Annotated in this window: 23 protein-coding genes; 18 read left to right on the forward strand and 5 right to left on the reverse strand. The window is 50.5% G+C overall.

Annotated elements, in window-relative coordinates:
• From aroA to ptsP, 5 genes are all read left to right on the forward strand, one after another.
• Positions 1-1,299, forward strand: coding sequence for a 3-phosphoshikimate 1-carboxyvinyltransferase (gene aroA / locus ACFQ2I_RS08015; protein WP_377563429.1), 1,299 nt, complete (start codon positions 1-3; stop codon positions 1,297-1,299).
• A 25-nt stretch (positions 1,300-1,324) separates the two neighbouring features.
• The gene (locus ACFQ2I_RS08020; RefSeq protein WP_377563431.1) at positions 1,325-1,768 is read left to right on the forward strand and encodes a CoA-binding protein; all 444 of its coding nucleotides are present in this window, start codon (positions 1,325-1,327) and stop codon (positions 1,766-1,768) included.
• Positions 1,769-1,869: 101 nt separating this feature from the next.
• Complete coding sequence (locus ACFQ2I_RS08025) at positions 1,870-2,514, forward strand: hypothetical protein (protein ID WP_377563433.1); 645 nt, start codon at positions 1,870-1,872, stop codon at positions 2,512-2,514.
• Between the two features lie 143 nt (positions 2,515-2,657).
• A complete protein-coding gene (locus ACFQ2I_RS08030) occupies positions 2,658-4,544 on the forward strand; it encodes a glucose PTS transporter subunit IIA (RefSeq protein WP_377563435.1) in 1,887 nt (628 codons plus the stop codon).
• Entirely contained in the window at positions 4,541-6,283 is a 1,743-nt protein-coding gene (gene ptsP / locus ACFQ2I_RS08035; RefSeq protein ID WP_377563437.1) for a phosphoenolpyruvate--protein phosphotransferase, read from the forward strand. The genes ACFQ2I_RS08030 and ptsP overlap by 4 nt, the downstream gene beginning before the upstream one ends.
• Here ptsP and ACFQ2I_RS08040 read toward each other — a convergent pair.
• The gene (locus ACFQ2I_RS08040) at positions 6,280-6,810 is read right to left on the reverse strand and encodes a type 1 glutamine amidotransferase domain-containing protein (RefSeq protein ID WP_377563439.1); all 531 of its coding nucleotides are present in this window, start codon (positions 6,808-6,810) and stop codon (positions 6,280-6,282) included. The genes ptsP and ACFQ2I_RS08040 overlap by 4 nt on opposite strands.
• 69 nt (positions 6,811-6,879) lie before the next feature.
• Between ACFQ2I_RS08040 and ACFQ2I_RS08045 the strand changes: the two genes are divergently transcribed.
• The 4 genes from ACFQ2I_RS08045 (at position 6,880) to ACFQ2I_RS08060 (ending at position 9,712) form a co-directional block, all read left to right on the forward strand.
• The gene (locus ACFQ2I_RS08045; protein WP_377563440.1) at positions 6,880-7,329 is read left to right on the forward strand and encodes a VanZ family protein; all 450 of its coding nucleotides are present in this window, start codon (positions 6,880-6,882) and stop codon (positions 7,327-7,329) included.
• A gap of 144 nt (positions 7,330-7,473) precedes the next feature.
• Positions 7,474-7,887 (forward strand): hypothetical protein, encoded by a 414-nt coding sequence (locus ACFQ2I_RS08050; protein WP_377563441.1) that lies wholly within the window; start codon positions 7,474-7,476, stop codon positions 7,885-7,887.
• A gap of 113 nt (positions 7,888-8,000) precedes the next feature.
• Positions 8,001-9,005, forward strand: a complete 1,005-nt coding sequence (ccpA, locus tag ACFQ2I_RS08055; RefSeq protein ID WP_377563443.1) for a catabolite control protein A — start codon at positions 8,001-8,003, stop codon at positions 9,003-9,005.
• Between the two features lie 5 nt (positions 9,006-9,010).
• A complete protein-coding gene (locus tag ACFQ2I_RS08060; RefSeq protein ID WP_377563445.1) occupies positions 9,011-9,712 on the forward strand; it encodes a 5'-methylthioadenosine/adenosylhomocysteine nucleosidase in 702 nt (233 codons plus the stop codon).
• A gap of 74 nt (positions 9,713-9,786) precedes the next feature.
• Here the strand turns inward: ACFQ2I_RS08060 and ACFQ2I_RS08065 are convergent, their stop codons facing one another.
• Complete coding sequence (locus tag ACFQ2I_RS08065; protein WP_377563446.1) at positions 9,787-10,956, reverse strand: acetoin utilization protein AcuC; 1,170 nt, start codon at positions 10,954-10,956, stop codon at positions 9,787-9,789.
• 36 nt (positions 10,957-10,992) lie between these two features.
• The gene (locus ACFQ2I_RS08070; RefSeq protein ID WP_377563447.1) at positions 10,993-11,628 is read right to left on the reverse strand and encodes a GNAT family N-acetyltransferase; all 636 of its coding nucleotides are present in this window, start codon (positions 11,626-11,628) and stop codon (positions 10,993-10,995) included.
• 185 nt (positions 11,629-11,813) lie between these two features.
• Here ACFQ2I_RS08070 and acsA point away from each other — a divergent pair, with 185 nt between their 5' ends.
• Positions 11,814-13,538, forward strand: coding sequence for an acetate--CoA ligase (gene acsA / locus ACFQ2I_RS08075; protein WP_377563448.1), 1,725 nt, complete (start codon positions 11,814-11,816; stop codon positions 13,536-13,538).
• Positions 13,539-13,714: 176 nt separating this feature from the next.
• Here acsA and ACFQ2I_RS08080 read toward each other — a convergent pair whose 3' ends face one another.
• Positions 13,715-16,906 carry a transglycosylase domain-containing protein gene (locus tag ACFQ2I_RS08080; protein ID WP_377563450.1) on the reverse strand — a complete coding sequence of 1,064 codons (3,192 nt, stop codon included), beginning with the start codon at positions 16,904-16,906 and terminating at the stop codon, positions 13,715-13,717.
• A 188-nt stretch (positions 16,907-17,094) separates the two neighbouring features.
• Here ACFQ2I_RS08080 and ACFQ2I_RS08085 point away from each other — a divergent pair, with 188 nt between their 5' ends.
• Both ACFQ2I_RS08085 and ACFQ2I_RS08090 read left to right on the forward strand, forming a co-directional pair.
• Positions 17,095-17,634, forward strand: a complete 540-nt coding sequence (locus ACFQ2I_RS08085; RefSeq protein WP_377563452.1) for a protease — start codon at positions 17,095-17,097, stop codon at positions 17,632-17,634.
• A 26-nt stretch (positions 17,635-17,660) separates the two neighbouring features.
• Entirely contained in the window at positions 17,661-19,220 is a 1,560-nt protein-coding gene (locus ACFQ2I_RS08090) for a flotillin family protein (RefSeq protein WP_377563867.1), read from the forward strand.
• A gap of 83 nt (positions 19,221-19,303) precedes the next feature.
• Here ACFQ2I_RS08090 and rpsD read toward each other — a convergent pair whose 3' ends face one another.
• Entirely contained in the window at positions 19,304-19,903 is a 600-nt protein-coding gene (gene rpsD, locus ACFQ2I_RS08095; protein ID WP_377563453.1) for a 30S ribosomal protein S4, read from the reverse strand.
• A 368-nt stretch (positions 19,904-20,271) separates the two neighbouring features.
• On the opposite strand from rpsD, the gene ACFQ2I_RS08100 reads away from it, so the two are divergent.
• From ACFQ2I_RS08100 to ACFQ2I_RS08125, 6 genes are all read left to right on the forward strand, one after another.
• A complete protein-coding gene (locus ACFQ2I_RS08100; protein WP_377563455.1) occupies positions 20,272-22,173 on the forward strand; it encodes a sensor domain-containing diguanylate cyclase in 1,902 nt (633 codons plus the stop codon).
• 126 nt (positions 22,174-22,299) lie between these two features.
• Positions 22,300-23,043, forward strand: coding sequence for a hypothetical protein (locus ACFQ2I_RS08105; protein ID WP_377563457.1), 744 nt, complete (start codon positions 22,300-22,302; stop codon positions 23,041-23,043).
• 54 nt (positions 23,044-23,097) lie between these two features.
• Positions 23,098-24,213: an aminopeptidase gene (locus ACFQ2I_RS08110; RefSeq protein WP_377563458.1), complete on the forward strand. Its 1,116-nt coding sequence runs from the start codon at positions 23,098-23,100 to the stop codon at positions 24,211-24,213.
• A gap of 142 nt (positions 24,214-24,355) precedes the next feature.
• Positions 24,356-24,598: an HPr family phosphocarrier protein gene (locus tag ACFQ2I_RS08115; RefSeq protein ID WP_377563460.1), complete on the forward strand. Its 243-nt coding sequence runs from the start codon at positions 24,356-24,358 to the stop codon at positions 24,596-24,598.
• 155 nt (positions 24,599-24,753) lie between these two features.
• On the forward strand, positions 24,754-25,026 hold the full coding sequence (locus ACFQ2I_RS08120; RefSeq protein ID WP_377563869.1) for a DUF1507 family protein: 273 nt from the start codon (positions 24,754-24,756) through the stop codon (positions 25,024-25,026).
• A 118-nt stretch (positions 25,027-25,144) separates the two neighbouring features.
• Positions 25,145-25,525, forward strand: coding sequence for an Asp23/Gls24 family envelope stress response protein (locus ACFQ2I_RS08125; protein WP_377563461.1), 381 nt, complete (start codon positions 25,145-25,147; stop codon positions 25,523-25,525).
• Positions 25,526-25,595: the final 70 nt, after the last annotated feature.

Raw genomic sequence — 25,595 nt, forward strand, 5'->3', positions numbered from 1 at the left:
ATGGATGTACTCGTAACACCAACAGCTACACTGCAGGGCGAGCTTGGCGCACTTTCCTCCAAAAACTATACAACGCGTTATTTGCTGGTAGCGGCGCTTGCCGAAGGCACCAGCACGATCTATTATCCCGCCCATAGCGAGGACAGCGACGCGATGAGGCGTTGCATCCGCGATCTGGGAGCGATCGTAGAGGAAGACGAGGAGAAGATCGTCATTACCGGATTCGGTCGTCATCCGAAGCCGGTCGATAAACTGGACGTTGGGAACGCAGGTGCGGTGCTTCGCTTCCTGATGGCGATTGCTTCGCTCTGTCCTGATGTGACATTCATTAATCGATACCCGGATTCCCTGGGCAAGCGTCCGCATCTGGATCTCATCCATTCCTTGACTTCCATGGGAGTGGACATCTCTCATCAGGAAGGGAAGTTGCCAATTACAATTAAGGGTGGCCAGCCAAAGGGCGGTCATATTCAGGTGTCGGGCAACATCAGCTCCCAGTTTCTAAGCGCACTTCTCTTCCTCACACCGCTTCTGGAAGAAGATAGCGAGATTGAAGTATTGCACGACCTCAAATCGAAAGTCGTCGTCGGCCAGACGCTGGAAGTGCTGCAGCAAGCCGGTATCGTCATTCATGCGGATGAAGATTACATGCGCTTCCGAGTCCCAGGACGTCAGCAATACCAATCAAAAACGTACACTGTTCAAGGCGACTATCCGGGATCAGCAGCCGTTCTGGCGGCCGCAGCGGTCACCCAATCAAATGTGAAGCTACACCGGCTGCCGGTGCACAGCAAGCAAGGCGAGCGGGCTGTCGTCGATGTGCTGCGCATGATGGAATGTCCGCTGACTCATGACAACGATATTGTGCATGTGCAAGGCAATGGAAAGCTGAAGGCGGTAGAATTCGATGGTGATCATGCCACGGATGCCGTGCTGGCTATGGTAGCCGCCGCCGTGTTCGCGGAAGGAACTTCCCGCTTTTATAACGTAGAGAATTTACGATACAAGGAATGCGATCGGATTACCGATTATTTGAACGAGCTTCGCAAGGCGGGCGCCAAGGTGGAAGAGCGTCAAAGCGAAATTATCGTTCACGGACGTCCAGAAGGCGTTGAAGGTGGAGTAGAGATCAATGCCCATTATGACCACCGCGTCATTATGGCGCTCACCATTGTCGGTCTTCGTGCTGCTAAGCCTCTCGTCATCAAGGACGCTCATCATGTAGCCAAGTCGTACCCCACCTATTTCGACCATTTAAAGGCGCTCGGCGCCAAGGTAGAATGGATAGAAGGCGTGTAAAACTAGCTGGAGTGAGGTGATTAGGATGGCATATATTCATCCATCCCGAGACGAGATCAAGAGCATCCTGCAGAAGAGCATGACGGTTGCGGTAGTTGGCTTGTCCGACAATAAAGACCGTGTCTCGTATATGGTGTCGGAGGCTATGCAGGCCAAAGGTTACAAGATTATTCCCGTCAATCCCAACAGCGAGTCGATCCTGGGCGAGAAGTGTTATGCCAGCCTCGCAGATATTCCCGTTCCTGTCGATATTGTCAATGTGTTCCGCCGAAGTGAGTTCACTCCGCCGATTGCGCAAGAAGCCGTCGCCATAGGAGCAGGAGCGCTGTGGCTGCAGCTGGGGATTACCAACGAAGAGACAGCTCGGATCGCCATAGCAGGCGGATTAACTTACATCGAGGACCGTTGCATCAAGGTGGAGGATTCCATCCTGCTACCGGAAGGGAAGTCGTCCGCTCCCAAAACATGACGGTTATAATTCAAAGCGTTACACTCCACAATAAGAAAGGCTTCCGCGAGCAAACACAGCTTGCATGAAGACTTAAGCTTACATTCCAAGGAGGGCGTAACGTGAATTATATGTCTCAGCAACCATCAGGTTATGGAGCTCAAAGCTATCAAAGCAGCAATCAAGGACAACAATATAAGCCGAGCGGCTTCGTCCAATCCCATTATCAAGGACAACTGAGTCAGCCTACTTTCGGACGATCACAAGGACAGGTCGGCATGTCATCGTTCCAAGCAGGGAACATGAACAATCAGAGTGCGAATTATGGAGCAATGGGCCAGCAGCAGCATGCAGCGTCGTATCAATCCCATGCTCCCGTTCCAAGCTATGCCAGTTCGCCAGCAACTGCATTCGGCAACGTAGGACCAGTCATCGCACACACCGGTTATCAAGCTGGCGGACAACAGCAAGCTCAACAACCACAGCAATCGCAATCGTTATATCAACCCCAATATCAATCCATGCAGCATCAAGCGGCCTCGCATGCGCAAGGCATGCAAGCTCAAGGCATGCAAGCTCAAGGCTCGCAGGGCATGCAAGCAGGTTCGCAAGCAGCTTCCCAGTACGGGATGAGCTTTACCCAGTCGCAAACGGGTCAAAACCCCGTATATCAAGCGACGAACGCCTACCAGCAGGCTGGTCCGGTCATCTCGAAGCTTGGCTGGCAAGCCGGTCAGCAGACTCAGCACGGCACAAATATGCATTAAGCTGCCGACTGGCAATAGGAAGGGAAAGGAATCATCAACAGGGCGGGCCTTTAATAGGTCCGCTTATTCATTTTGACAAATTGGCTTCTTGGGCGTAACATCGTATAAGATGATGACAGTCAGGTTGTATTAGGAGGAGAAATATGACATTTATAGGAAGCTTGCAGCAGCTGGGACGAGCTTTAATGCTGCCTATGATTGCGCTTCCGGGAGCTGCCGTATTTTTAAGCTTGAGCCAGTTGCCATGGTCATATATCGGATTACCAGCGATGCCTGAGCATTTGCGCGCAGCCAGCGAGATTATATTTCATTATTTGCCTCATTTGTTTGCGATTGGCGTAGCATTGGGGCTGACAGGCAATGCGTTGGCGGCAGGAGTCGCTTCGCTCGCCGGTATTTTCATCTATTCTGGCATTACGGAGTCCGCCAATCCCGCCATCCATCCGACGATTTTTATCGGCGTTTTGATCGGACTGACCGCAGGGAAGAGCTATGAACGGTTTAAAGATCTTCGACTTCCGGAATACATACAGTTTTTTGGAGGACCCCGTTTTGTTCCATTGTTCGTGAGTTTCTTGGCGCTCTTATTTTCAATCGGAATGGTCAATATTGCTCCCTTCCTGCAGGATCAACTTGTTCAGCTAGGCGATATCGTTGCGTCAGCTGGCGGCTTCGGTGTTTTCTTATACGGTTTTGTACACCGCATACTCGTCGTATTCGGTCTGCATCATCTCGTTAGTCACGTGTTCTGGTTCCAGATTGGCGGATATGAGAATGAATACGGCAATATGGTATATGGCGATTTGCCTCGCTTCTTTGCAGGCGATCCTACTGCCGGGGCATTTATGGCGGGGCTGTATCCCACGATGATGTTCGCGTTACCGGCGATCGCATTTGCAATTATCCATGAAGCGCGCGAGGATCTGAAGCCCAAAATTCGCAAAACGTTTCTATCTGCCGCACTTGCCTCGTTTTTGACGGGTGTGACAGAACCTGTAGAATTTGCTTTTCTCTTTGTCGCTCCTTACCTGTATGTTGTGCATGCGGTATTGTCGGGCATTATTATGTGGATCACATACGAGCTCGGTGTAAGGCATGGATTCTCGTTCTCCGCAGGCGCGATCGACTTTGCAATCAACGAGCATCTGGCAACGAAAGGCTGGCTGATCATACCGATCGGTATTGTCGTCGGAATCGTGTATTACTTTCTGTTCCGCTGGGCAATTAGGAGGTTCCGTATTCCAACTCCCGGACGTGAAGAGGGCTCGCCTCTGGATGAATGGGCCGGCGACATTCCATACCGCGCTCCTCTCATTCTGCAGGCGATCGGCGGCAAAGAGAATATCGTACAGATGGAGTCCTGCATTACGCGGCTTCGACTAAAGCTGGCCAGCGAGAAGGAACTGGATATCAATGCGCTTCGCAGCTTAGGGGCTGCAGGCGTTATCAGGCTTGGCGGAGGGCATGTACAGGTCGTATTCGGCACATATTCCGAGTTGATACGGGAAGAAATGCTCAAGGCGATTCAGCGCGATCAGGATCAGGTGCTATTTCATTCGCCGATGCAAGGTAAGATGATTTCGCTGGACGAAGTGCCGGACCCTATTTTCGCTGGCAGGCTGGTAGGCGACGGCGTCGCATTCTTGCCGGATCGGGGAGAGCTGGTGTCGCCGGTGAAGGGGACTGTGATTCATATTTATCCGACGATGCATGCGATAGGAATACGCACTGCCGAAGATTTGGAAGTGCTTATGCATATCGGCATCGATACGTCGGGCCTGGCCGGGAAATCGTACTTTCAAGCGGTTGTGAAGGAAGGGGACGAGGTGCTGCCGGGCGATCTGCTAATCCGTTTCAATCTGCAGCGTGTGCGCAAGGAGAGTAAATCGCTGGCTACGCCGATGGTCATAACCAACGTGGAAGCGGTACGTTCCTGGCGATTTGCGCCATTCAAACAAGTGAAGAAGGGGCAATCCTCAGTGATGTCAGTCGTACTCAATGAGAGCAATGGTGGAGGGGAAACACAATGATTCATGGGATAGGTGCTTCAGCGGGCATTGCCATAGGAAAGGCTTTTGTGCTGCCTAATTGGGAGTGGGAAGTTCCCGATCAAAAAATAGATGTGGCTGATTTCGCCAGGGAGTTCGAAAGGGTCTATGAGGGCATACGCACTTCCAAGTATGAGATCGAACAAATAAAAGTTGAGCTTCAGGAAGTCGTAGGTACGGAGCAGACGCAAATATTTGATGCCCATCTGGCCATCCTGGATGACCCTGTATTTATGAACGAGATCCAGGGCATTATTCAGCGTCAATATACTGCGGCAGAAGTGGCGGTGAAAGAAGCTATCGACCACTTCGTGACGATGTTCGACTTGCTGGATGACGATTATATGAAGGAACGCGCGCTTGATATCAAGGATGTAGGCAATCGGCTGCTCAAGCATCTACTCGGCGCTCCGGAGATTACGCTGCCTTCCGATACGCAGCCTTTCATTCTCGTTGCGAAGGAACTCTCACCATCCCAGTTGGCGAATTTGAACCCCGACCATGTGCTTGGCATTGTTACGCTGGCGGGAAGTACGACTTCGCACTCCGCCATTATGGCGCGTGCGCTCGGCATCCCTCTGGTTGTCGGCATTGAGCAGAAGCTGGGCGAGCCGATTATTACGGGACAATTCATCATCATCGACGGTAGTGAAGGCACCGTCTATATCGATCCCTCGCATGAGGAGGTCGAAATTTATCGGCAGATGCAGCATCGGATGGACGAGGAGAAGGAGAAGCTCCATCGCATTGCTTCCCATCAATCCATCACGCCCGACGGGAAGTCAGTCCAGCTCGCAGCCAATATCAGCTCCTTCAAGGAGCTGGAGATTGCGCTGACCAGCGGGGCAACGGGCGTAGGGTTGTTCCGAACGGAATTTTTATACATGGACAGGAATCGTTTCCCGAAGGAAGAAGAGCAATACGAGGTATATGCGAGCGTCGCGGAGCGTCTAGGAAGTGAGTCGCTCGTCATTCGCACGTTGGATATCGGCGGGGACAAGCAACTTGATTATTTCGAGCTGCCGGAAGAAGACAATCCATTCTTGGGATACAGAGCGATTCGTATATCGCTGGTGCAGAAGGAGCTGTTCAAGACGCAGCTGAGAGCGATATTGCGTGCCGGCATGCATGGAAACATCAAGCTGCTGTATCCACTTATTACGTCCGTTGAAGAAGTGCGAGCGGCAAATGCAATATTGGAGGAGGCGAAGCAGGAGCTTCGCTCTGAAGGCGTACCGTTCGCGTCCAACATGCCAATTGGAGTGATGATCGAAGTGCCCGCAGCCGTCATGATTGCGGATTTGTTAGCACAAGAGGTGGATTTCTTCAGTATAGGAACGAATGACTTGTTGCAATTCACGCTTGCGGTCGATCGGATGAACGAGGAGATATCTCATCTGTACGAACCCTTCCATCCCGCTCTGCTTCGTATGCTGCAATCTACAGTGGATGCGGCCAAGCGGCATGGCATTAAAGTCGGGGTGTGCGGGGAGATGGCTGGGGACTTGCGGGCATTGCCTATCTGGCTTAGCCTGGGCGTAGAAGAACTCAGCATGTCGGCTCATTCCATACTGCCGCTGAAGGAGCGTCTGCTTAAGACGCGACAGCAAGAGAGTCTGGCGATCTTCAGGCAGCTGCAATATTGCCGGACGAGCAAGGAAATTATCGCGCATCTGGAATCGTTCCTGGAGAAGCAAGAAGAGAAAGCAGCGAATGGTTAACCCATTCGCTGCTCAAGCGCGTCTACGAAGGCTTTGGCGTACGGCGGCAAATCAGGAGGTCTTCTGGCGGAGATCAAATTACTATCAACGACGACGGCTTCATCGAACCATTGAGCGCCTGCGTTTTCCATGTCGTCTCTTATGCCTGGTGTAGACGTTACTTTGCGTCCCTCCAATATTTTGGCGGAAATGAGCACCCAACCTGCGTGGCAGATCTGGCCGATAGGTTTATCCTGTTCATTCAGCTCTTGCACGAGGCGCAGCACTTCAGGATAACGTCTTAGCTTGTCCGGCGCCCATCCTCCCGGGACAAGCATACCAATAATATCATGGCTGCTGACTTCCTGGAACGATACGTCGGCAACGGCGGGAACACCATACTTTCCGATATGCGTCCTACCCTTCTCCGGTCCGGCGAATAATACCGTTGCTCCGGCCTCACGGGCACGATATACGGGATACCATAACTCCAAATCCTCGAACTCATCGTCAAGCAAGCAGATCACAGTTCTGTTCTGCAAGGACATGCCAATACCCTCCAATACGTACAAGTATGATTTCATTCCTATTGTATCGAAGGAGTAAGGATGAAGCAAATGAAGAACCAATCACAAGCTATTTACAAAAAAATAATAAGATTTGTACCGGCGTTTTGCTGGATGGCCGTCATCTTTATCCTGTCTTCGCGCACGGGTGACGAGATGAACAAAGTATTGCCGTTTTTCCAGAAGTGGTTTCCCTTCATGAACGATTTCAACTGGGGACACTTCGTCGCTTACTTTCTGTTGGCGGCCGCGTTTGATTACGGTCTCGGTAGACATTCGGAGCGTCTCTCTATGAAGCTGCTGATTGTTACGCTATGTGTACTTTACGGCGTGACGGATGAATATCATCAATCATTCGTTGGCGGCCGGATGATGGATACGATGGATCTTCGGAATGATGGGATCGGTGCAACACTCTGGGTATTGCTCGTATCCATTCCCGCCGTTCGCAAAATTTGGCGAAGAATAGCCGGGACGAACAAGGTAGAGCCACCTGCTTAATATAGCAGAATTGGTTGATGTAGTTAAAAATTGCATGGTGGGCGGAAGCAGGATTTTTGGCAAAAAAGGTCGAATGGGTAAGCAACTGATCTTATGTGCGAAATGACTGGATTCAAAGTCGCGCTTAGAGGGGAGCTGACCATCTTGCAGAAGCCATGCCAATGCGGCGATATGATGACAATGAAGTTAAGAACGGTTATATACTCGGGCAAAGTTGAAATCGACAACGTACCTATTTTCAGCTGTAATAGCTGTAGTAAAAGCGAAGTAATCCCAGAAGTGAAATCGGACTTGACGGGACTGATTTCTCAGCTTGGCTCCCAGCCCAATAAACAGACGTTCCTGTTTAACGAGTGCAATGAATGGGCAGATTTACTAGTAGAGGCTAATGGGACGAAGCAGCTTCCTAGCGATGTCGCAATGGAGGAGCTTATGAAAGGGAGAATCAATGCGCTGCTTGACATGTATTTGCTTGCCCAGTCCTTGGACGACAAGGATTGGCTTGAAGATGTGAAGAAACGGTTGGAGCAATTGAGCAGACGGCCACTGCTTACATAGTTGGGTCAACATTGCGAAAAGTAATATTTTGTCGTATCATTACGTTAATATGCGGAGTACGTATGAATGAAGTATGATAGAATCAAAAATTTGAACAAATGGAGAGAGAATCCGTGACGGTAACCATTTATGATGTAGCAAGAGAAGCAGGCGTATCCATGGCTACAGTATCGCGAGTTGTCAATAACAACCCGAATGTAAAGCCAGCTACGCGAAAGAAAGTATATGAAGCGATTGAGAGATTAGGCTATCGGCCGAACGCTGTTGCAAGAGGATTGGCAAGCAAGCGGACGACGACTGTTGGCGTCGTCATTCCCGACATCTCCAATTCCATCTTTGCAGAAGTAGCACGCGGGATCGAGGATATTGCGAACATGTACCACTACAATATTATTCTGTGTAATGCCGACAAGAAGAAGGACAAGGAAATTCGTGTCGTCAATACGCTGCTGGAGAAGCAAGTAGACGGGCTTCTCTTCATGGGCGGAGCGGTGACGGAAGATCACTTGCAAGCGTTCAAGACTACGAATGTTCCGGTCGTACTGTGCGCGACATCCGATGAGAACGAACAGATCCCTTCCGTTGACATCAATCACGAAGAAGCGGCTTATGACGCTGTCATGAAGCTTATTCAGAACGGACATAAGCGGATTGCAATGATTAGCGGCACACTTCAAGACCCTGCCAACGGCTATGCCAGATTCCAAGGGTACAAGCGAGCGCTACAAGAGAACGGCTTATCCTATGACGAGTCTTTGGTTCGTATCGGTAATTATCGTTATGAATCCGGGGTCGAGGCGATGAAGTACTTCATCGCGCTGGATGAACGGCCTACAGCCGTATTCTCCGCTACCGACGAGATGGCAATCGGAGCTATTCACTGCATTCAGGATTCCGATCTGCAAGTGCCGGGCGATATATCGGTCATCAGCGTAGACAACAGTCGCATGGCATCTATGGTAAGGCCGCAGCTGACAGCGGTAGCACAGCCCATGTACGATATTGGGGCGGTATCGATGAGGCTTCTGACGAAGCTAATGAAGAAGGAGCATGTGGAGCAGTACAAAGTGACGCTTCCTCATGAGATCGTTATGCGTCAATCGGTGGGGGGAGCATAACGTTCATGTCCTGGAATACAATCGGAATTATCGGCGCCATGGATGAAGAGATTAAGCAGCTTCATGAACACGTAGAAGTGGCGTCACAATATACTCAAGCAGGCATTACTTATTACAAGGGAACGCTCCATGGGCGATCCGTCATTTATTGCAAGTCGGGTGTGGGTAAAGTGAACGCCGCGGTGTGTACGCAACTGCTCATCGGGGCAGGTGTAGATTGTATTCTCTTCACCGGGGTTGCGGGGGCGCTTGATCCGAGGCTCCAGATCGGGGATATCGTCGTCTCCACAACCTGTATCCAGCATGATATGGATTGTACACCGCTTGGCTTCCCGCAGGGCGTTATCCCTTATCAGGAAGTATCCGAGTTCGTCGCCGATCCGGAATTGGTGAAGCTGGCCACCGGAGTGAGCGAGCTTCTCTTCCCAGGGCGAAGCGTGGCTGGCAAAGTGCTCTCCGGGGATCAGTTCATCGCGAGCCGCGATAAAGTGAACGAGTTGTATGAAGGGCTGCGTGGCGCTTGTGCCGAGATGGAAGGCGCCGCTGTAGCGCAGGTATGTCAGATGAATGGAACTCCGTTCGTCATTATTCGCTCTATGTCAGACAAGGCCGACGGCTCGGCTCATGTTAACTTTGAAGAATTCACTGTGAAGGCTTCCGACCATTCCATGCGCATGATCGATGAGATGCTAAAGCGCATGCCATAATTGACTTTATTGCTCATGGCAGTCGTTCCACTAAGTTGGAACGACTGCTTTTCACTTTTGGGTCGACTTGTCAGTTACAAGTCTTGAATCACGATATCCTGCACATGCCGGTTCTGTGTCTGAATGTGATCTCGGCGAGGCATAGCGGGAAAGGCGGACGCGTCGTCTAACCAGCGGCGTGGCAGTAGGAACGGACTACTGTCTTGCCACCGGTGTATCCACGTCTCCGGCAACGCAGTTCCGTCCAATGACTGCAGTAAGGGATGATCGGTCATCTCCAGCCATACAAGCGACCATGCGCGAGGAACGACACGCCACAAGTCGTATCCTCCCCCGCCAAGCGCGATCCATCTGCCCTCTGTAAAGCTGTGCGCCAGTTCATGGATGATCGCAGGCATCTCCTTATAAATACGCATCGAGCAGTGAATATGAGAAAGGGGGTCGTAAGCGTGCGCATCACAGCCGTGCTGGCTCACAATGACATCCGGCTTGAAGTGCTGGATAACCTTCCTTATCGTTGTATTAAAGCACTCCAACCAGGAATCATCCTCGGTATAAGGCTCCATCGGCACGTTGAAGCAGGCGCCAAAGCCCTTGTCTAGTCCTTTCTCATAAGCAAACCCCGTCCCGGGAAACAGGAACTTGCCCGTCTCATGAATGGAGTATGTGCAGATATCCGGGTTTTCGTAGAAGCTCCATTGGACTCCGTCGCCATGATGCACGTCCGTATCGATGTATAGAACGCGAGCGCCATACATATCGCGAATCCGCTGAATGGCGATCGCAGCGTCATTGTATACACAGAAGCCCGCAGCGCGGTCTGGAAAGGCATGGTGCAGACCGCCTGCCATATGATAGGCATGAAGAGTCCGCCCGCTCATAACAGCATCTGCTGCTGCGACAGATCCGGATACGATCGCGGCTGCGGCTTCATGAATGCCTTCGAAGTAGGGGGTGTCTTCGGTGTGCATGCCATATTGATTGGCTAGCGCTTCATCGCTGGTCCAATTGGCAGCGTTGCTTAACTGTTTAACCGCTTTCACATAATCGGGGCGATGGACGAGTTGCAGTAACTGATCCGTCACCTCAATCACAGGCGTCTCGATATCTTCGTCCTTCAGCGCGCTGGCATCCTTGAGCAGATCAAGCGTCAACTGATAACGGATGGGGTCGAAGGGATGATCATCGTAAAATTTATATCGGGCTGCTTGCGGGTGATGAAAGAACAATGCATTAGACGACATGTTCGGGCTCATATCCTTTCTGCCGAGATCGGCATATTAATACATGAATCTTCCTCGGAACCTTACGCGGTCGAATTGCTCCACGGAACTGAGCGGCACTTCCTTGCCGATCCGTACCATCAAGCAGTTCGCCGGATGCGAGCAGATCTCAGGATCGTCCGTCGCATACCAAACCATATCAACAGATTTCATCAAATTCTCCATCATATTGCGATAGTCACATACGTTGAGCTTGGTGCTCTCCAAATCCCAGTGCCAATAATACTCCGTCGTATATACGATTGCATTCTCCAGCTGCTCCTCGGCAAAAGAAAGTTGGATCAATTTCTTCCCTAGGCCGTAGCCTCGATAATCGTTGGCTACTTCAATGGCGCCAAGTTCGATCAAGTCGGACATGCCGCCTTCGGACCAACGTTCCAATTCGTCGGGATAGTGGAAGGTGACATAGCCGACGATTACCCCATCATCTACTGCCGCAATAATTCGTCCTTCCTCCAGTCCGGCAATGTCCACCAGCGCCTCATGTTGCTCTAGCGGGCGGCGGAAGGCATCTAATTGAGGGTGCATGGTATAATCGGTAAGCCGATGGGGGGGAAGCGGACCTTCGAGGATGAGCTCTCGTTCGTTATCAACAGTTATCTTCTCGGTTTGGAACCGTTTTCGATGCTCCATGGACTCAAGCTCCCTTGTATGTAGTCAATAAGATGTTTTACATGATGCCTCTATATGGTTATAACAAACAATCAATCAAATGAAAAGCATAGTCGGAAATAAACTTTGTGTGCTATAATAACAGAGTATGTTTGAAAGCGCCTTCTCATTATGGAGGTATATAGATCTGATGGGAGAGTGATAGGATGGTCAACTTGCATCAAGAGCGCGTACCGGCAACAGCGAGTAATCCGAATCTGAGAAACTACGAAGAAGCGGCAGCTTCTTTCAACTGGGAAGAAGTAGAGAAACAATTCAGCTGGCATACGACTGGTAAGGTCAACATGGCTTATGAAGCGATTGATCGCCATCTGGAGCGCGGTCTGGGAGATAAGACTGCCCTTTATTATAGCGACAGCGTTCGCGATGAATCCTATACGTACCGCCAACTTAGTGAGCAATCCAACCGGTTCGCCAACGTGCTTCGCGGTCTCGGCATAGGCAGAGGCGAGCGCGTATTCATCTTCATGCCTCGCACGCCTGAGCTTTACTTCAGCGTTCTTGGCGCCGTGAAGATCGGCGCGGTCGTTGGGCCGTTATTCGAAGCATTCATGGAGACAGCGGTGAAAGACCGGCTGCAGGACAGCGAAGCGATTGCAATCGTGACGACGCCTTCATTGTTGCCTCGCATTAAGCGCGACGAACTGCCGAATCTCAAGCATATTATTGTATATGGCGATGACATTCCGCAAGAGGAAGGCATTATTGATTATCAGGCTGAGATGGACAAGGCCTCCGATCAGGCTGAGATCGAATGGTTGGGACGCGAAGACGGACTGATTCTCCATTATACTTCCGGTTCCACAGGCAGGCCTAAGGGCATACTCCATGTGCAGAATGCAATGATTCAGCATATGTATACTGGTAGAGTGGTGCTGGACCTGAAGGAAGACGATATTTACTGGTGTACAGCAGACCCTGGCTGGGTTACGGGCACTTCTTACGGCATCTTCGCGCCTTGGCTGAATGGCGCATCGAATGTTGTGCGAGGCGGACGCTTTAGTCCCAGCGATTGGTACAGTGTCATTCAGAAATACGGCGTAACGGTATGGTACAGCGCGCCTACTGCATTTCGAATGCTAATGGGAGCGGGTGACGACCTCTCGAAGCAATTCGACTTGTCTAGCCTTCGCCATGTGTTGAGCGTCGGTGAACCGCTTAACCCGGAAGTTGTCCGCTGGGGGATGAAAGTGTACGGCCAACGCATTCATGATACATGGTGGATGACGGAGACCGGGGGCCAGCTCATATGCAACTATCCAAGCATGGACATCAAGCCGGGTTCTATGGGCAAACCGCTGCCAGGCGTTCAAGCAGCCATTATCGACGACAACGGCAATGAAGTTCCTCCGTATCGGATGGGTAATCTGGCCATACGTACACCATGGCCGTCGATGATGAGGAAAGTATGGAACAATCCGGCCAAGTACGAGGAGTATTTCCGTCTGGAAGGCTGGTATGTCTCAGGTGACTCTGCCTATATGGATGAAGACGGTTACTTCTGGTTCCAGGGCAGAATTGACGATGTGATTAACACGGCGGGCGAGCGTGTAGGCCCGTTCGAAGTGGAAAGCAAGCTGGTCGAGCATCCTGCGGTTGCAGAGGCCGGTGTAATCGGAAAGCCAGATCCGATGCGCGGGGAGATCATTAAAGCATTTATCGCTCTACGCGAGGGCTATGAGCCGTCGGAGGAGCTGAAGAAGGATATTTCCCAATTCGTGAAGGTGGGGCTGTCCGCGCATGCGGCGCCGAGAGAGATCGAGTTCAAGGATAAGCTGCCGAAGACGCGCAGTGGCAAAATTATGAGGCGTGTGCTGAAAGCTTGGGAACTCAATTTGCCGACGGGCGATTTGTCAACCATTGAAGACTGACCTGTGGATTGGAAGCCTGACTATTCATCATCCCTAGGTGAGTAGTCAGACTTTCATTGCTTCATCAGGACATGCAACAATGCTTACCACGCTAGCTGCATACATAACAAAGGACACCCGTTCTGGGTGTCCTTTGTGCTTCCCGCTATTCGGTTAGCCAGTCATTCGTATAGATTTTATTGGATGCTGACTGTAGCGGAACGTTCGGAGACACCTTCATCATTTTCTGCAGTGATGTAATAGGTACCTGCGGTTAAAGGTGCTACATGCTCAAAGCTGGTTTGAGAGGTGAAAGCGATTCGGGAATATTTACTCCCACCTTCTTCTTTGAAGTAGACGTTATACTGTACCACCTGATCCGATACGGAATTGGCCGACCAGCTGATGGTGACGCTCAGGTCCGATCGGACAGCTGTAACGCCTGTGGGGGCTGAAGGGACAGGAGTACTTCCAGACTGGTTATTATCCCCGCCATTACTGCTGTCGCCGTTGCTGTTGCCCCCACCGTTATTGCCGTTGTCGTTACCCGTTTCCCCGCCGTTGCCGTTGCCGTTGTCCCCGCCATTATTGCCGCTGTCGTTACCATTGTCTTCGCCGCTTCCATCAGGACTTTCCGGAATGACAGGCAATGAGCCGAATTGCAGTATGACGCTTGGCTCGGATTCCTTGCCTACGACATCGACAGCAGTTACATAATATTTGGTTAGTGCATCCAGCTTCGCCATTGTCGGCATGTTATAATTGTCGCCGAGATGGAAGGATTCGCCCAATTTTTTGAACTCCTCGTCATTGAAGGCGCGGTACACACGATATCCCACGACATCCTTAGAAGGACTGTCAGTGAACGTGATTTTGACCTCGCCGTTATCAGCTGCATCCATCTTGACATTTTGAGGCGGAGTAGGCGGTGCCCCATCGTCTTCGCGAGGGTCCGTCTTCGACGGCGCGTTGTTCTCCGCATCAGCAGGCAAGTATCGCTCCAGCGGCAGCCTTTTACTTCCGGGGAGCTTCGCTTGCGCCGCTTTGATCTCATCCATTAATTCATCCAGCGGCTTCTTCCGTTTAATGACAACTTTTTGCTTCAAGAACTCTGAAGGTGTCTTCTCATTCGGTACATAGTTGATGCCTTCGTAAGTGATATACTTCATCTCTACAAGAGATTCGTCCTTTTTCTTCGGAATATGCTTCTTGTCGAACCAATCCGTTACCAGCATACCAGCGGATCTGGTTAATGCGGTTGGCAGTAGCCCGCTTGCGCTGGATACCGTTGCTTTTGTCACGCCATCCGGTCTGTCGAATTGTTCCGTTTTGAACATCTCCGGCTTCGCGTCCGATACTTCGTTTAATATTTTGGCCCAGATTTTCCGTGCGCGCCATCTGCCCTCATACGTAAGCGAGTTGGCTTGCTTCTCATAGCCTGCCCATACGCCCAGCGTCACATCCGGCGAGAAGCCCATGAACCATACGTCGCCGTACCCTTGCGTTGATCCAGTCTTTCCGGCTATCGGAATTTTACCGTACTTGTCGAATTCTCTTGTGAGATTGTAGCCGCTGCCTGAAGGGCTGGATATAACGGTTCTAAGCATATCTGTCATTAGAAAAGCCGTTTGTTCCGAGAATAGTGTTTTCGGCTTGGCTTCGTGGTCATACACGGTTTTGCCATTGGAATCCGTTATCTTTTCTATCAGATAAGCGTCGTTGAATACGCCGTTGTTCGCAATTGAACCGTAGGCATTCGTCAATTCCTCTACTGTCGTGCCGTATTGCAGCCCACCGATGACACCCGTCTGGGAATACTCGTCAGCAGGGTCCAGCGTGGTAATACCTAGCTCCCGCACGAACTCCAACGCAACCGGAATCGTAACCTGTTCGTTGTAAATTTTGAGCGCGGGCAAATTCAGAGAGCGGTTGAGCGCGTCTCTGGCAGTGACCAGTCCCCGGAACTTCCGCGTCACATTCATCGGTATATGGAAGCCTTTCTGGCCGTCCTTCATGACCATAGGAGCATCGTCGATGATGCTGGCGGGCTGTACAATTCCAAGGTGAATGCCGGGAAGATAGGCTGCGATTGTCTTCATGGTCGAACCCGGCTGACGGACCATTTGCGTCGCAAAGTTCATTTGCTCCTCATAGAAGTCCCGTCCTTCCAGCATACCGAGAATCGCGCCGGTGCGATGATCGATCATCATGCCCGCAATCTGCTCCAGACCTTTCGTTTCGCTGTAGGGGGTGAAGTTGTTCTCATCGCTGCCGATATCTCTCATAATTTGATAAATTTCTTTGTCAATTGTCGTATGGATATGATAACCTGCCCGCAGCAGATGCTGCCGGGCTTCTTCGATGCGATCCGCATTCTCCGGCTTGCGCAGTTCTTCTGTCGTCAAGCTGGGATCTTCCTTCATCAGCAGAACTTCTGCGGCTTTACGCTCTGCTTCCAGCATTAAGTAAGGATAAGTCGTATAGCCTTTCTCGCTTGTCGGTGCGATAGTTGCGCGAATGTCGAATTTGACAGCATCATCGTACACTTCCTGCGTAATTCTGCCCGTCTCCAGCATGCGCTTCAGTACGAATTGCTGGCGCTTCATCGCCCTCTCGAAGCCGGTTTCATTGAACTTGCCGGCGCCGGTGAATGCAGAGTAGCGTGAAGGCAATTGTGGTAAGCCTGCCAGATAAGCGGCCTGTGCGATATGGAGATCATTCAGATCCTTTACGCCGAAGATGCCTTTAGCGGCGGCTTTAATGCCGTGTACCTGGTAACCGTTGGAGCCGTTGCCGAACGGCATCTTGTTCAAGTAAGCAGTCAGAATTTCTTTCTTGGTCAGATAGCGCTCCATGCGCATGGACAGGAAGATTTCTTTCGCTTTACGGCCGTCTGTTTGATCCAGACTGAGGAAGACGTGACGGGCAAGCTGCTGGGTAATGGTGCTTCCGCCTGTTTGAACGTCTTCGTTGAACAGCCTTTCCTTTACGGCGCGGCCGAGTCCGGTAATATCGATGCCGATGTGCTCCATGAAATTGTTGTCTTCCGTTGCTAGCAAAGCATCCTTGACGCTTTCTGGAATCTCTTCATAGCTGACCACAATGCGGTCTTCGTCTGTACGCAACTGGCCGACCAATGTCCCGTCATTGAAGTACACGTAACCCGTCATGGCATATTCATCCACTTTGTTCTCGATAACGGTCCTTGGACGTACTTCATCTTCCTTTACAAGTGCGGCCACGTAGCCGGTCACAGCACCTCCGGCAAGCAGACCAATGAATATACCGAAGTAAACAAGCCATTTTACCGTCATAAAGCTTACTAATCCGAACAAACGCCATTTGCTATATCTTGGTTTGCCACGCGATTGCTGTTGTTCTTCCTGCATGAGTTACCTTCCTCCTCCAAAATAACATTACTATTATAGCAAATAATCTTCACCAGGTACACGACTGACTAAGTCAGCAAAGGAACAATTCTATGTCATACCAATAAATGAGAAACGTATGTCGGTTTTCGGCGTATTAAAAGACGGCAATGATTACAGGTTATGGATGAAGAAAGAGGGTGATGAACTTGGAAACCTTGTATATGGCTTGCCTGATTGGCGGAATTCTGTTCGCGCTCGTTAGCCTTGTATTCGGAGATTGGCTCGGTCAGGCGCTGGATGGCATGTTAGACTTTCTGTCTGCGGACGGATTGCCCTTCCTGCAGCCGATGACGCTAATTGGAGGCATCACCGTATTCGCAGGCGCAGGCATATTGCTGGAACGCTACAGCTCGCTTGGCGCATTCGTGATCGCACTTCTTGCCGTGCTGATTGCCATTGTAGCAGGAGCGCTCGTTTTCTTCCTCTATGTGCGGCCAATGGAGAACAGTGAGAATTCCATTGCATTTTCTGTGAACGCATTAAGCGGAGCGTTGGCTGAAGTGATCACGCCGGTACCGGCGAAGGGGTACGGCGAGGTGCTGGTGAAGGTTGGAGCCGGCATAACCAACCAGATTGCCGCCAGCTTTGAAGGGAAACCGATTGCATCGGGCACGACGGTCGTAGTCGTCGAGGTGAAGGATGACACCCTCTATGTCTCTGAAGTAGACCTGCATCTTAATTCCTGAGAGGAGATGTTCAAGTGCAAGAAGCCATGCTTATTCCAATTATCGTTGTAGGTGTGTTGGTTGTTCTCGGTCTGGCATTCTGGGCGCGTTACAAGACGGTCAGCCCTGACGAGGCGATGCTTGTAACCGGTTCATTCCTCGGCAATCGCAATACGCTTGTCGACGAATCCGGCCGGAAGGTGAAGATAATACGAGGCGGGGGAGCGTTCATTCTTCCTATCTTCCAGAACGCCGAATTCCTCTCGCTTCTCTCGCACAAGCTGGATGTATCCACCCCTGAGGTGTATACGGAGCAAGGGGTGCCCGTACTGGCGGAAGGAGTGGCGATTATTAAAATCGGCGGATCGGTGGAAGATGTCGCTACAGCGGCAGAGCAATTCCTGGGCAAACCTACAGAAGCGTTGAAAGGCGAGGCACAAGAGGTGCTGGAAGGTCATCTAAGAGCGATATTGGGCACGATGACCGTGGAAGAGGTGTATCGCAACAGAGACAAATTCGCCCAGGAAGTACAAGGTGTGGCGGCGAAGGACTTGAAGAAGATGGGCTTGCAGATCGTCTCCTTCACAATTAAGGATGTGCGCGATAAACATGGCTATCTGGATGCGCTCGGCAAGCCACGTATTGCGGCAGTGAAGCGCGACGCGGAGATTGCCGAAGCGGAAGCGGTAAGGGATGCGCGCGTACAGAAAGCGCTTGCGGAGGAGACTGGACAGAAGGCAGAATTGCTTCGTGATACGAATGTTGCGGAGGCGGAGCGCGATAAAGAGATGAAGGTCGCTTCCTTCAAGCGCGATCAGGATACGGCGAAGGCGGAAGCCGACCAGGCTTACTCCATTCAGGAAGCGCGCGCCAAGCAAAGCGTGGTGGAGGAGCAGATGAAAGTCGAGCTCGTGCGCAAAGAACGTGAGATCGATCTGGAAGCGAAGGAAATTCTGCGCCGCGAGAAGCAGTATGACGCGGAAGTGAAGAAGAAAGCGGACGCCGATCGTTATGCCGTAGAGCAGTCGGCAGAAGCGGATAAGGCGAAACGTATGCGTGAAGCCGATGCGCATCAATACCGGATAGAAGCGGAAGCCAAGGCGGAAGCGAACAAGAAGCGGCTTGACGGGCTTGCCGTGGCGGAAGCGGAGAAAGCGAAAGGGACTGCGGAAGCAGACGTGATCCGGTTGCGGGGTCTTGCGGAAGCCGAGGCGAAGGAGAAGCTGGCGGAGGCGTTCGAGAAGTTCGGAGAAGCGGCCGTATTGGATATCATTGTAAAAATGCTACCTGAGCTGGCAGGCAAGGTTGCTCAGCCGATTAGTTCCATCGATAAGCTGACAGTTGTCGATACGGGCAAGGGGGAGGGCGCTGCTCGCGTTAGTAACTATGTGACAGAGCTGATGTCCACAGCACCGGAAATGCTCAAGAGCGTGTCAGGAATAGATGTGAACCAATTGATTCGCGGCTTTACTTCCAAAGCGGTCGGCGGAACGGTCGAGAAGCGCGATGGATTGGGCGAAGCGCTGCAGACATTAACGAAGAATGCAGATACGAAGCGTTCCGAAGTTGAAAGGCCGGAAATCATTGATATGAAAAATCCGGAGTAGGACGCATATAGGACGTTTGAACCAAAAAAAGGGCTTTCCCGCCTGCAGTCTCTGGCTGCTGTGGGAAAGCCCTGTTCCTGTTATTAACGGCTGTAGAATTCGACGATTTGCTTCTCGTCGATTTCTTGTGACAGCTCAGAGCGGTCAGGCAGACGAACATACTTGCCTTCCAGTGCTTGCTCGTTGAATTCGAGGTAGTTTGGCAGGTGATGACGTCCTTCCAAAGCCTCTTTAATGGATTTCATGCTGCGGCTACGCTCGCGAATGCTGATAACGTCGCCGATCGATACTGTGTAGGAAGCAATGTCTACCTTCTTACCGTTCACAGTAATATGACCGTGAGCAACCAGCTGACGAGCGCCTGCACGGGAATTAGCGAAAGCCAGACGGTAAACCAGGTTGTCCAGACGGCTCTCTAGAAGAGCCATGAAGTTTTCACCGGCAATACCTTTCATTTTTGTCGCTTTGGTGTACAGGTTGTGGAATTGTTTCTCGTTCAAGCCGTACATATGGCGCAGCTTCTGCTTCTCCATCAATTGTAGGCCGTAACCGCTGATTTTTCTACGTTGGTTAGGTCCATGCTGGCCTGGAGGGAATGGTCTTTTCAGATCTTTGCCTGTTCCGCTCAAGGAAATGCCGAGGCGACGGCTTAGTTTAAATTTAGGTCCTGTATAACGTGCCATGTGTCAAATTAACTCCTTCATCAAATAAAATTTTGTGAATGGGGTTGTGTTTCGCGGACATATCCCGATTGTTGCTGGCAAGATGCGCCAGCTCTGCCCGACAGTTCAGCCGCTGGTCCGGCAGTCGGTACATATCCTGAGGGTGACACAAAACCCTACGCCCATATTTTCATTACTATATTCTATACGAGATGTGATCTCAAAGTCAAGAACTAGCTTGATCAAAATGAAGAAAGACTAACGTGTGAAAAAGAGGCGAAAGTCCTATAAAAATTAGCAAGGATAGTGCAAAATCCTTAAAAATAAAGTATGATTGAGAGATGATAGCTCATTTACCTGCAAGATGGGAAAGGGATTAGTGATAGATTATGGAAAGAGAAAACCATATAGAGGAATGCGATCTCTGGTTCTCCACTGCGGATATCACTGATGCGGATGAGCCCTATCTTGCTTCTCTACTGGTGGAAAGTTTAAAGGTGTGGTCGGATGAGGCGGAAATGCGCCCTTTCTTGCAATCGGCCCAAGTTCGCATATACGGCAGGGGAAGAGGTCTGCTATGTCAGGCTGGCTCGGTTCCGTCTGCAGATACGGACAGTGAAGCAGAGCAAGCCGCAGAGCGGACTGTTCAAGTCGGATTCCAGACTGTGGATCCGGTCAGCAGCGAAGCGGGTACACTCTTGGCAATTGGCGTCCCGATGAAGAGGAGAAGCGATGGAGCTGTATTTGTTCATATGGTTTATATAATGGAAATGACCGAAGCGCGCAGCGAAGCTGAGCTTCAGGCGCGCACGTTGCATTTTAGAAGTTGCTTTTACCGGTTGTTCGAAGGAATGTTTGTGAAAGATATGGTGCGGCAGCAGAGAATGAGAAGGAAAGAGGCGGAACATCGGGACAAGCTTTTTTTGGCAGTCAAGCGGTTGTACAACGGGATAGAAGCCACCTCCGTATTGACGGAGATGCTTGCCAGCCTGGAGGAGGTGTATCCGGGGGCGGAGGTTCATTTGTATCTTTCCCAGGACTATGTGGATGGCGACGATCGCGTACGTCCCCTCCTGTTCAAGAATACGACTCATGATATTGTCGCTCAGGCGTTCCTGGAGGGTAAGTTGACGAAGGAGACCGAACGAGACGGAAAGATTCGGCTAGCGGTCCCTCTGGCGGGCAAGCAAGCGGCGTACGGCGTGCTGTGTATGAGCGTGATTAGCGAGGAGTGGGACGAGTCGGAGTTGCCGATTTTTCTGTTGCTGGCTGACACGGCGGGGAGCGCCTTCGAGAACGCCAAGCTATACGAGCAGTCCAATCTGCTTATCAACGAGTTACGGCTCATTAACGAGATGACGAAGAGGCTTAACCAGTCTCTGCAGCTGTCAGAGATATTCAAGTTCGCCACGCGTGAACTGCTCAACATTTTCGAAGCCGATTATTGTTGTATACTGGAACTGAACGACAACAAGGAATTCATCGTGAAGTCCAGTAATATTCCTATCCTGACAAGCGAGAAGTTTACGCCTGATTATGGCTTCTGCGGTATTGTCAATCGAACAAGAGAGCCACTCATCATATCGGATTACTGGAATTCCCGTGTCGTTACCTCCAAGCTGATGGACAATACTGGTTCACGCTCGCTCATCGCAGCGCCGATTATCGTTAAGACTGAAGTTGTCGGTGTCATACTGGTGACACATAAGCTTCCTAATTTCTTCTCTTACGACAATTACAAGCTGCTTCAGGTCATGAGTACGCACATCGGGCTTGCGGTCTCGAACGCGTCGCTACATGCCGAGATGCGCAGACTGGTCATAACCGATAACCTGACGGGCTTACATGCCAGACACTACTTGAACGAACAGATACAACGCAGGCAGCGCAAGGACGAATTCGGTTCCCTCATTCTTGTCGATATTGACTATTTCAAGCAGGTCAACGACACGTACGGTCATCAGACAGGAGACCGCATACTCGTGCAAGTAAGCAATGTCATTCATTCCTCCATTCGGGCGGGCGACATCGCAGCCAGATGGGGAGGAGAGGAGCTTGCCGTCTATTTGCCGAACGTGCGGGCGGAGCAAGCCGTTCGGATTGCAGAGCGTATCCGGACTCATGTGGCGCTGGAGACGGATCCGCAAGTGACCGTGTCATGCGGCATATCGGAGTGGTCGCTGGATAACGACAAGATAAGCGTGGAATCTTTGTTCTATTGTGCGGATATGGCGCTTTACGAAGCGAAGAATAAGGGAAGGAATTGTATTATTGTAGGTGGAACGGCATAATCCACATTGTTCGTTTTTGTCTGCGAGACGCCTTGTGGCGTCTTTTTTTCTTTTTTTGCATTCCGCATGGAAGAGCGGGCAAGACTATCCATGATAAGCGCGAGAATGAATAATGGAGGCGTCCAGTTGAGATATAGGCGATTAATTAGAATAACGACGGCCGCAGTAAGTCTGGCATTTCTCTTCTTCGCAAGCGGATGTTCAGCGTTTGGCGGAAAGCGTACGGCTGATCAGTGGCTATCTCTTGCTTATTCGGGCCTGGCTGCTACCGATCAATATCATTTTACCGGCTCCTTGAGTATGGAAGTGGCAAGCGGCGTTATGCTAGAGCCCCATACATTCCATGGGAAAGTGGAAAATCATCGAAATATGACTATTCAATCAGACCAAGCGGCGGGAATGACTTATGATTGGGAGCCGCTTCAGATAATGAAGCGGTTGAACGAGTCTAATCCGTCCGTGCAATTCGCACCAGAGCGGGAAGGGCATACACAAGATAACGCTACGGTTACTCTGTTGGTGGAAGAAGTGCCGTCTGATACGAAAGCGAGATGGGAGCAGCACTTGAAAGGGGAGATGGAGCAGTTAGCGGAGAAAGGGGGCAGCGCTGCAGGGACAATGGGAGAGCAGCAGCGGCTATGGGAGGAGGAATGGGAACGATCCTGGGACGAGCTGGAAGGGATGCTGTCGTCATTGCAAGCAAAGGCTGAATACCTGCTTGTCATTGACAAGAGGAGCATGCTTCCCTTAAAAATGGAGGAGGTTACGACGTTCTCTTACGAACATCATGGCAAGCCCACTGTGGAATCACGGCATACCTCGGTTCGCTTGGATGCATTCGACGGAACGTATCGGCAGACGGTGCAATAAACCCCATTTCGTGGTAGGATGGGTAGTGAATGAAGTTGAGGGAGTGAATGGCAAGTGAGAGATCCGAGATTGCAGAAGCTAGCGCAAAATCTTGTGCAATATTCTATTGATGTGCAGCCAGGGGAAAATGTATTAATCGATATGATTGGGTCAGAGCGGGAACTGGCCAACTGTCTGATTGAGGAAGTGGCGAAGCGTGGTGGAAGGCCTTTCGTCGAAACGAGCGACCGTTCAGTGCTGCGCACCTTGCTGCAAAACACGACAAAGGAAGGTATACAAATCTGGTCCGAGCTAGACCTGGAACGAATGAAGCGGATGCAGGGATATATTGCGATCCGCTCCGGAGATAACGTCAATGAATTATCCGATGTACCGGAGGCGAATATGCGGCTCTATGAGCAGTTGTATCGTAATCCCGTACATACCGAACAGCGTGTGAAGGGGACAAAGTGGGTTGTGCTTCGCTATCCGAATGCATCCATGGCGCAACTGGCCAACATGAGTACGGAAGCGTTCGAGAACTTTTATTTCGATGTATGCAACTTGGATTATGCCAAGATGGAACGGGCGATGCAGCCATTGGAAGATCTGATGAACCGAACAGACAAGGTCCGCATCGTATCGCCAGGCACGGATCTGACCTTTTCCATTAAGGGAATCGGCGCCAAAAAATGCGCCGGTCATCGCAATATTCCAGATGGGGAAGTGTTCACGGCTCCTGTAAAGCATTCTGTCAACGGGATAATTACATACAATGCACCAAGCGTGTACGCAGGTGTTACATTCCAGGATATTTCGTTCACGTTCCAAGATGGGAAAATCGTGCATGCAGATAGCAACAACCCCTCAAGACTGAATGAAATATTGGATATGGATGAAGGTTCACGATTTATAGGGGAATTTGCGATCGGCTTCAACCCGCATATTTTGCATCCTATGAACGATATATTATTCGATGAGAAAATTGCGGGCAGCTTGCATTTCACTCCTGGGCAAGCATATGAAGAGACGGATAACGGCAATCGCTCCTCCGTGCATTGGGATTTGGTGCTGATTCAACGACCAGATTACGGAGGCGGACAAATCTATTTTGACGATATATTGATCCGGAAGGATGGTCTGTTCGTGATCCCCGAGCTGGAAGCGTTGAATCCGGATAACTTGAAGTGAGAGTAACCACCTTTAACGTGTCATAGTAGCCGAATATACTGCGGCATAAGCCATTTTTCTTAATTCTACTTGATGGATGCCGCTTTTCGGGGTATTATGGTGACTAAGGTAAGCTTTACTATATTAAATGGAGGGATCTCCCATGTCCAATAATGCAGCGATTGTAGAAATTTCTCAAACAGCCAGCAAATTCACTTCATCCATCGTGTTACAGGCTGACAGCAAATACATCGACGTGAAGAGTATACTTGGTTTGTTCACAACGTTGGTGGGAGGTCATCAATACGAGCTGCATGTACATGGCCCGGACGCAGAGGAAGCGAAGAAAAAGATGGCTGAAGTGTTTGCCAAGCACAACTTGAACGTTAATGTGATTTCCGACTAACTAACTTTACACAGGCCCCATAGGTGTGCGCTCGTTTAACCGAGTGCGCACTTTTTCGTTTTGTCCTTGTGTATTGGAACTATTTCGTCTAATATTAAAGATAGAGCAGTCGGCTGATAGATGTACAGGGGGGGAAACTTTTGTCTGCACCGGAAATGACTGAATTTATGCATGAGAGAGCGATTCGTCTGTTGCAAGATGACGCTGGTAAAATAGAAAAGCTAATTGAAGTTCAAATGGAAAATTTGACAACCCGCCAATGCCCGTTGTATGAAGAAGTTTTGGACACACAAATGTACGGCTTCTCTCGCGAAGTGGATTTTGCGGTACGTGCTGGACTGATCTCGGAAGCGGTCGGCAAAGACATACTTAGCCGTCTGGAACGTAATCTGGCTACATTGTATGAGGCGTTGGACCGCAAAAGGTAAGCTCACCGCAGCTTGCCTTTTTTCATAGGTTCATACCGCTGTCATGTCTTGCTTCGTCTTGCTTCGTGTCGTGCGATCAATTACAATAATACATATGGTAAAGTGAGGAGTGGATAATATGACCGAAGATAACCAAACAGGCATTATTCGCATTTCAGATGACGTCGTAGCTACAATTGCAGGACTTGCGGCACTTGAGACGCCAGGGATTGCGGCGATGTCAGGAGGCATATCAGAAGGCTTGGCCAAGCGTCTGAGCGGGAAGAACGTACAGAAGGGTGTCTCTGTTGAAGTCGGTCAGCTGGAAGCTGCAATAGATTTACGTATTATCGTACATTACGGTATTCCGATTCAGGAGGTATCCCATCAGCTTCAACGGAATGTTCGAGAAGCGGTTGGAAATATGACCGGCTTGCAAGTCGTTGAGGTTAATGTGAAAGTAGAAGGCGTAGCCTTCAAAGAAGAGGAGCCTGAGGAGCCGCAGCAAAGATTAAAGTAAACATAATGACAATACGGCGCATTTGCTATCAAAGCAAATGCGCCGTATTTATATGTGCTGGTATGTTCAT

The organism is Paenibacillus chungangensis, assembly GCF_042675905.1.
In the GTDB taxonomy this organism is placed as follows: domain Bacteria; phylum Bacillota; class Bacilli; order Paenibacillales; family Paenibacillaceae; genus Pristimantibacillus; species Pristimantibacillus chungangensis.

Excerpts from the sequence above, each read along its gene's own strand:
- ACFQ2I_RS08115 (WP_377563460.1), top strand. The coding sequence starts at position 24,356 with ATGTCCAATAATGCAGCGATTGTAGAAATTTCTCAAACAGCCAGCAAA.
- ACFQ2I_RS08045 (WP_377563440.1), top strand. The coding sequence starts at position 6,880 with ATGAAGAACCAATCACAAGCTATTTACAAAAAAATAATAAGATTTGTA.
- aroA (WP_377563429.1), top strand. The coding sequence starts at position 1 with ATGGATGTACTCGTAACACCAACAGCTACACTGCAGGGCGAGCTTGGC.
- ACFQ2I_RS08120 (WP_377563869.1), top strand. The coding sequence starts at position 24,754 with ATGACTGAATTTATGCATGAGAGAGCGATTCGTCTGTTGCAAGATGAC.
- ptsP (WP_377563437.1), top strand. The coding sequence starts at position 4,541 with ATGATTCATGGGATAGGTGCTTCAGCGGGCATTGCCATAGGAAAGGCT.
- rpsD (WP_377563453.1), bottom strand. The coding sequence starts at position 19,903 with ATGGCACGTTATACAGGACCTAAATTTAAACTAAGCCGTCGCCTCGGC.
- ACFQ2I_RS08100 (WP_377563455.1), top strand. The coding sequence starts at position 20,272 with ATGGAAAGAGAAAACCATATAGAGGAATGCGATCTCTGGTTCTCCACT.
- ACFQ2I_RS08070 (WP_377563447.1), bottom strand. The coding sequence starts at position 11,628 with ATGGAGCATCGAAAACGGTTCCAAACCGAGAAGATAACTGTTGATAAC.
- ACFQ2I_RS08040 (WP_377563439.1), bottom strand. The coding sequence starts at position 6,810 with ATGTCCTTGCAGAACAGAACTGTGATCTGCTTGCTTGACGATGAGTTC.
- ACFQ2I_RS08030 (WP_377563435.1), top strand. The coding sequence starts at position 2,658 with ATGACATTTATAGGAAGCTTGCAGCAGCTGGGACGAGCTTTAATGCTG.
- ACFQ2I_RS08065 (WP_377563446.1), bottom strand. The coding sequence starts at position 10,956 with ATGTCGTCTAATGCATTGTTCTTTCATCACCCGCAAGCAGCCCGATAT.
- acsA (WP_377563448.1), top strand. The coding sequence starts at position 11,814 with ATGGTCAACTTGCATCAAGAGCGCGTACCGGCAACAGCGAGTAATCCG.
- ACFQ2I_RS08125 (WP_377563461.1), top strand. The coding sequence starts at position 25,145 with ATGACCGAAGATAACCAAACAGGCATTATTCGCATTTCAGATGACGTC.
- ACFQ2I_RS08090 (WP_377563867.1), top strand. The coding sequence starts at position 17,661 with ATGCTTATTCCAATTATCGTTGTAGGTGTGTTGGTTGTTCTCGGTCTG.
- ACFQ2I_RS08020 (WP_377563431.1), top strand. The coding sequence starts at position 1,325 with ATGGCATATATTCATCCATCCCGAGACGAGATCAAGAGCATCCTGCAG.
- ACFQ2I_RS08080 (WP_377563450.1), bottom strand. The coding sequence starts at position 16,906 with ATGCAGGAAGAACAACAGCAATCGCGTGGCAAACCAAGATATAGCAAA.
- ACFQ2I_RS08060 (WP_377563445.1), top strand. The coding sequence starts at position 9,011 with ATGTCCTGGAATACAATCGGAATTATCGGCGCCATGGATGAAGAGATT.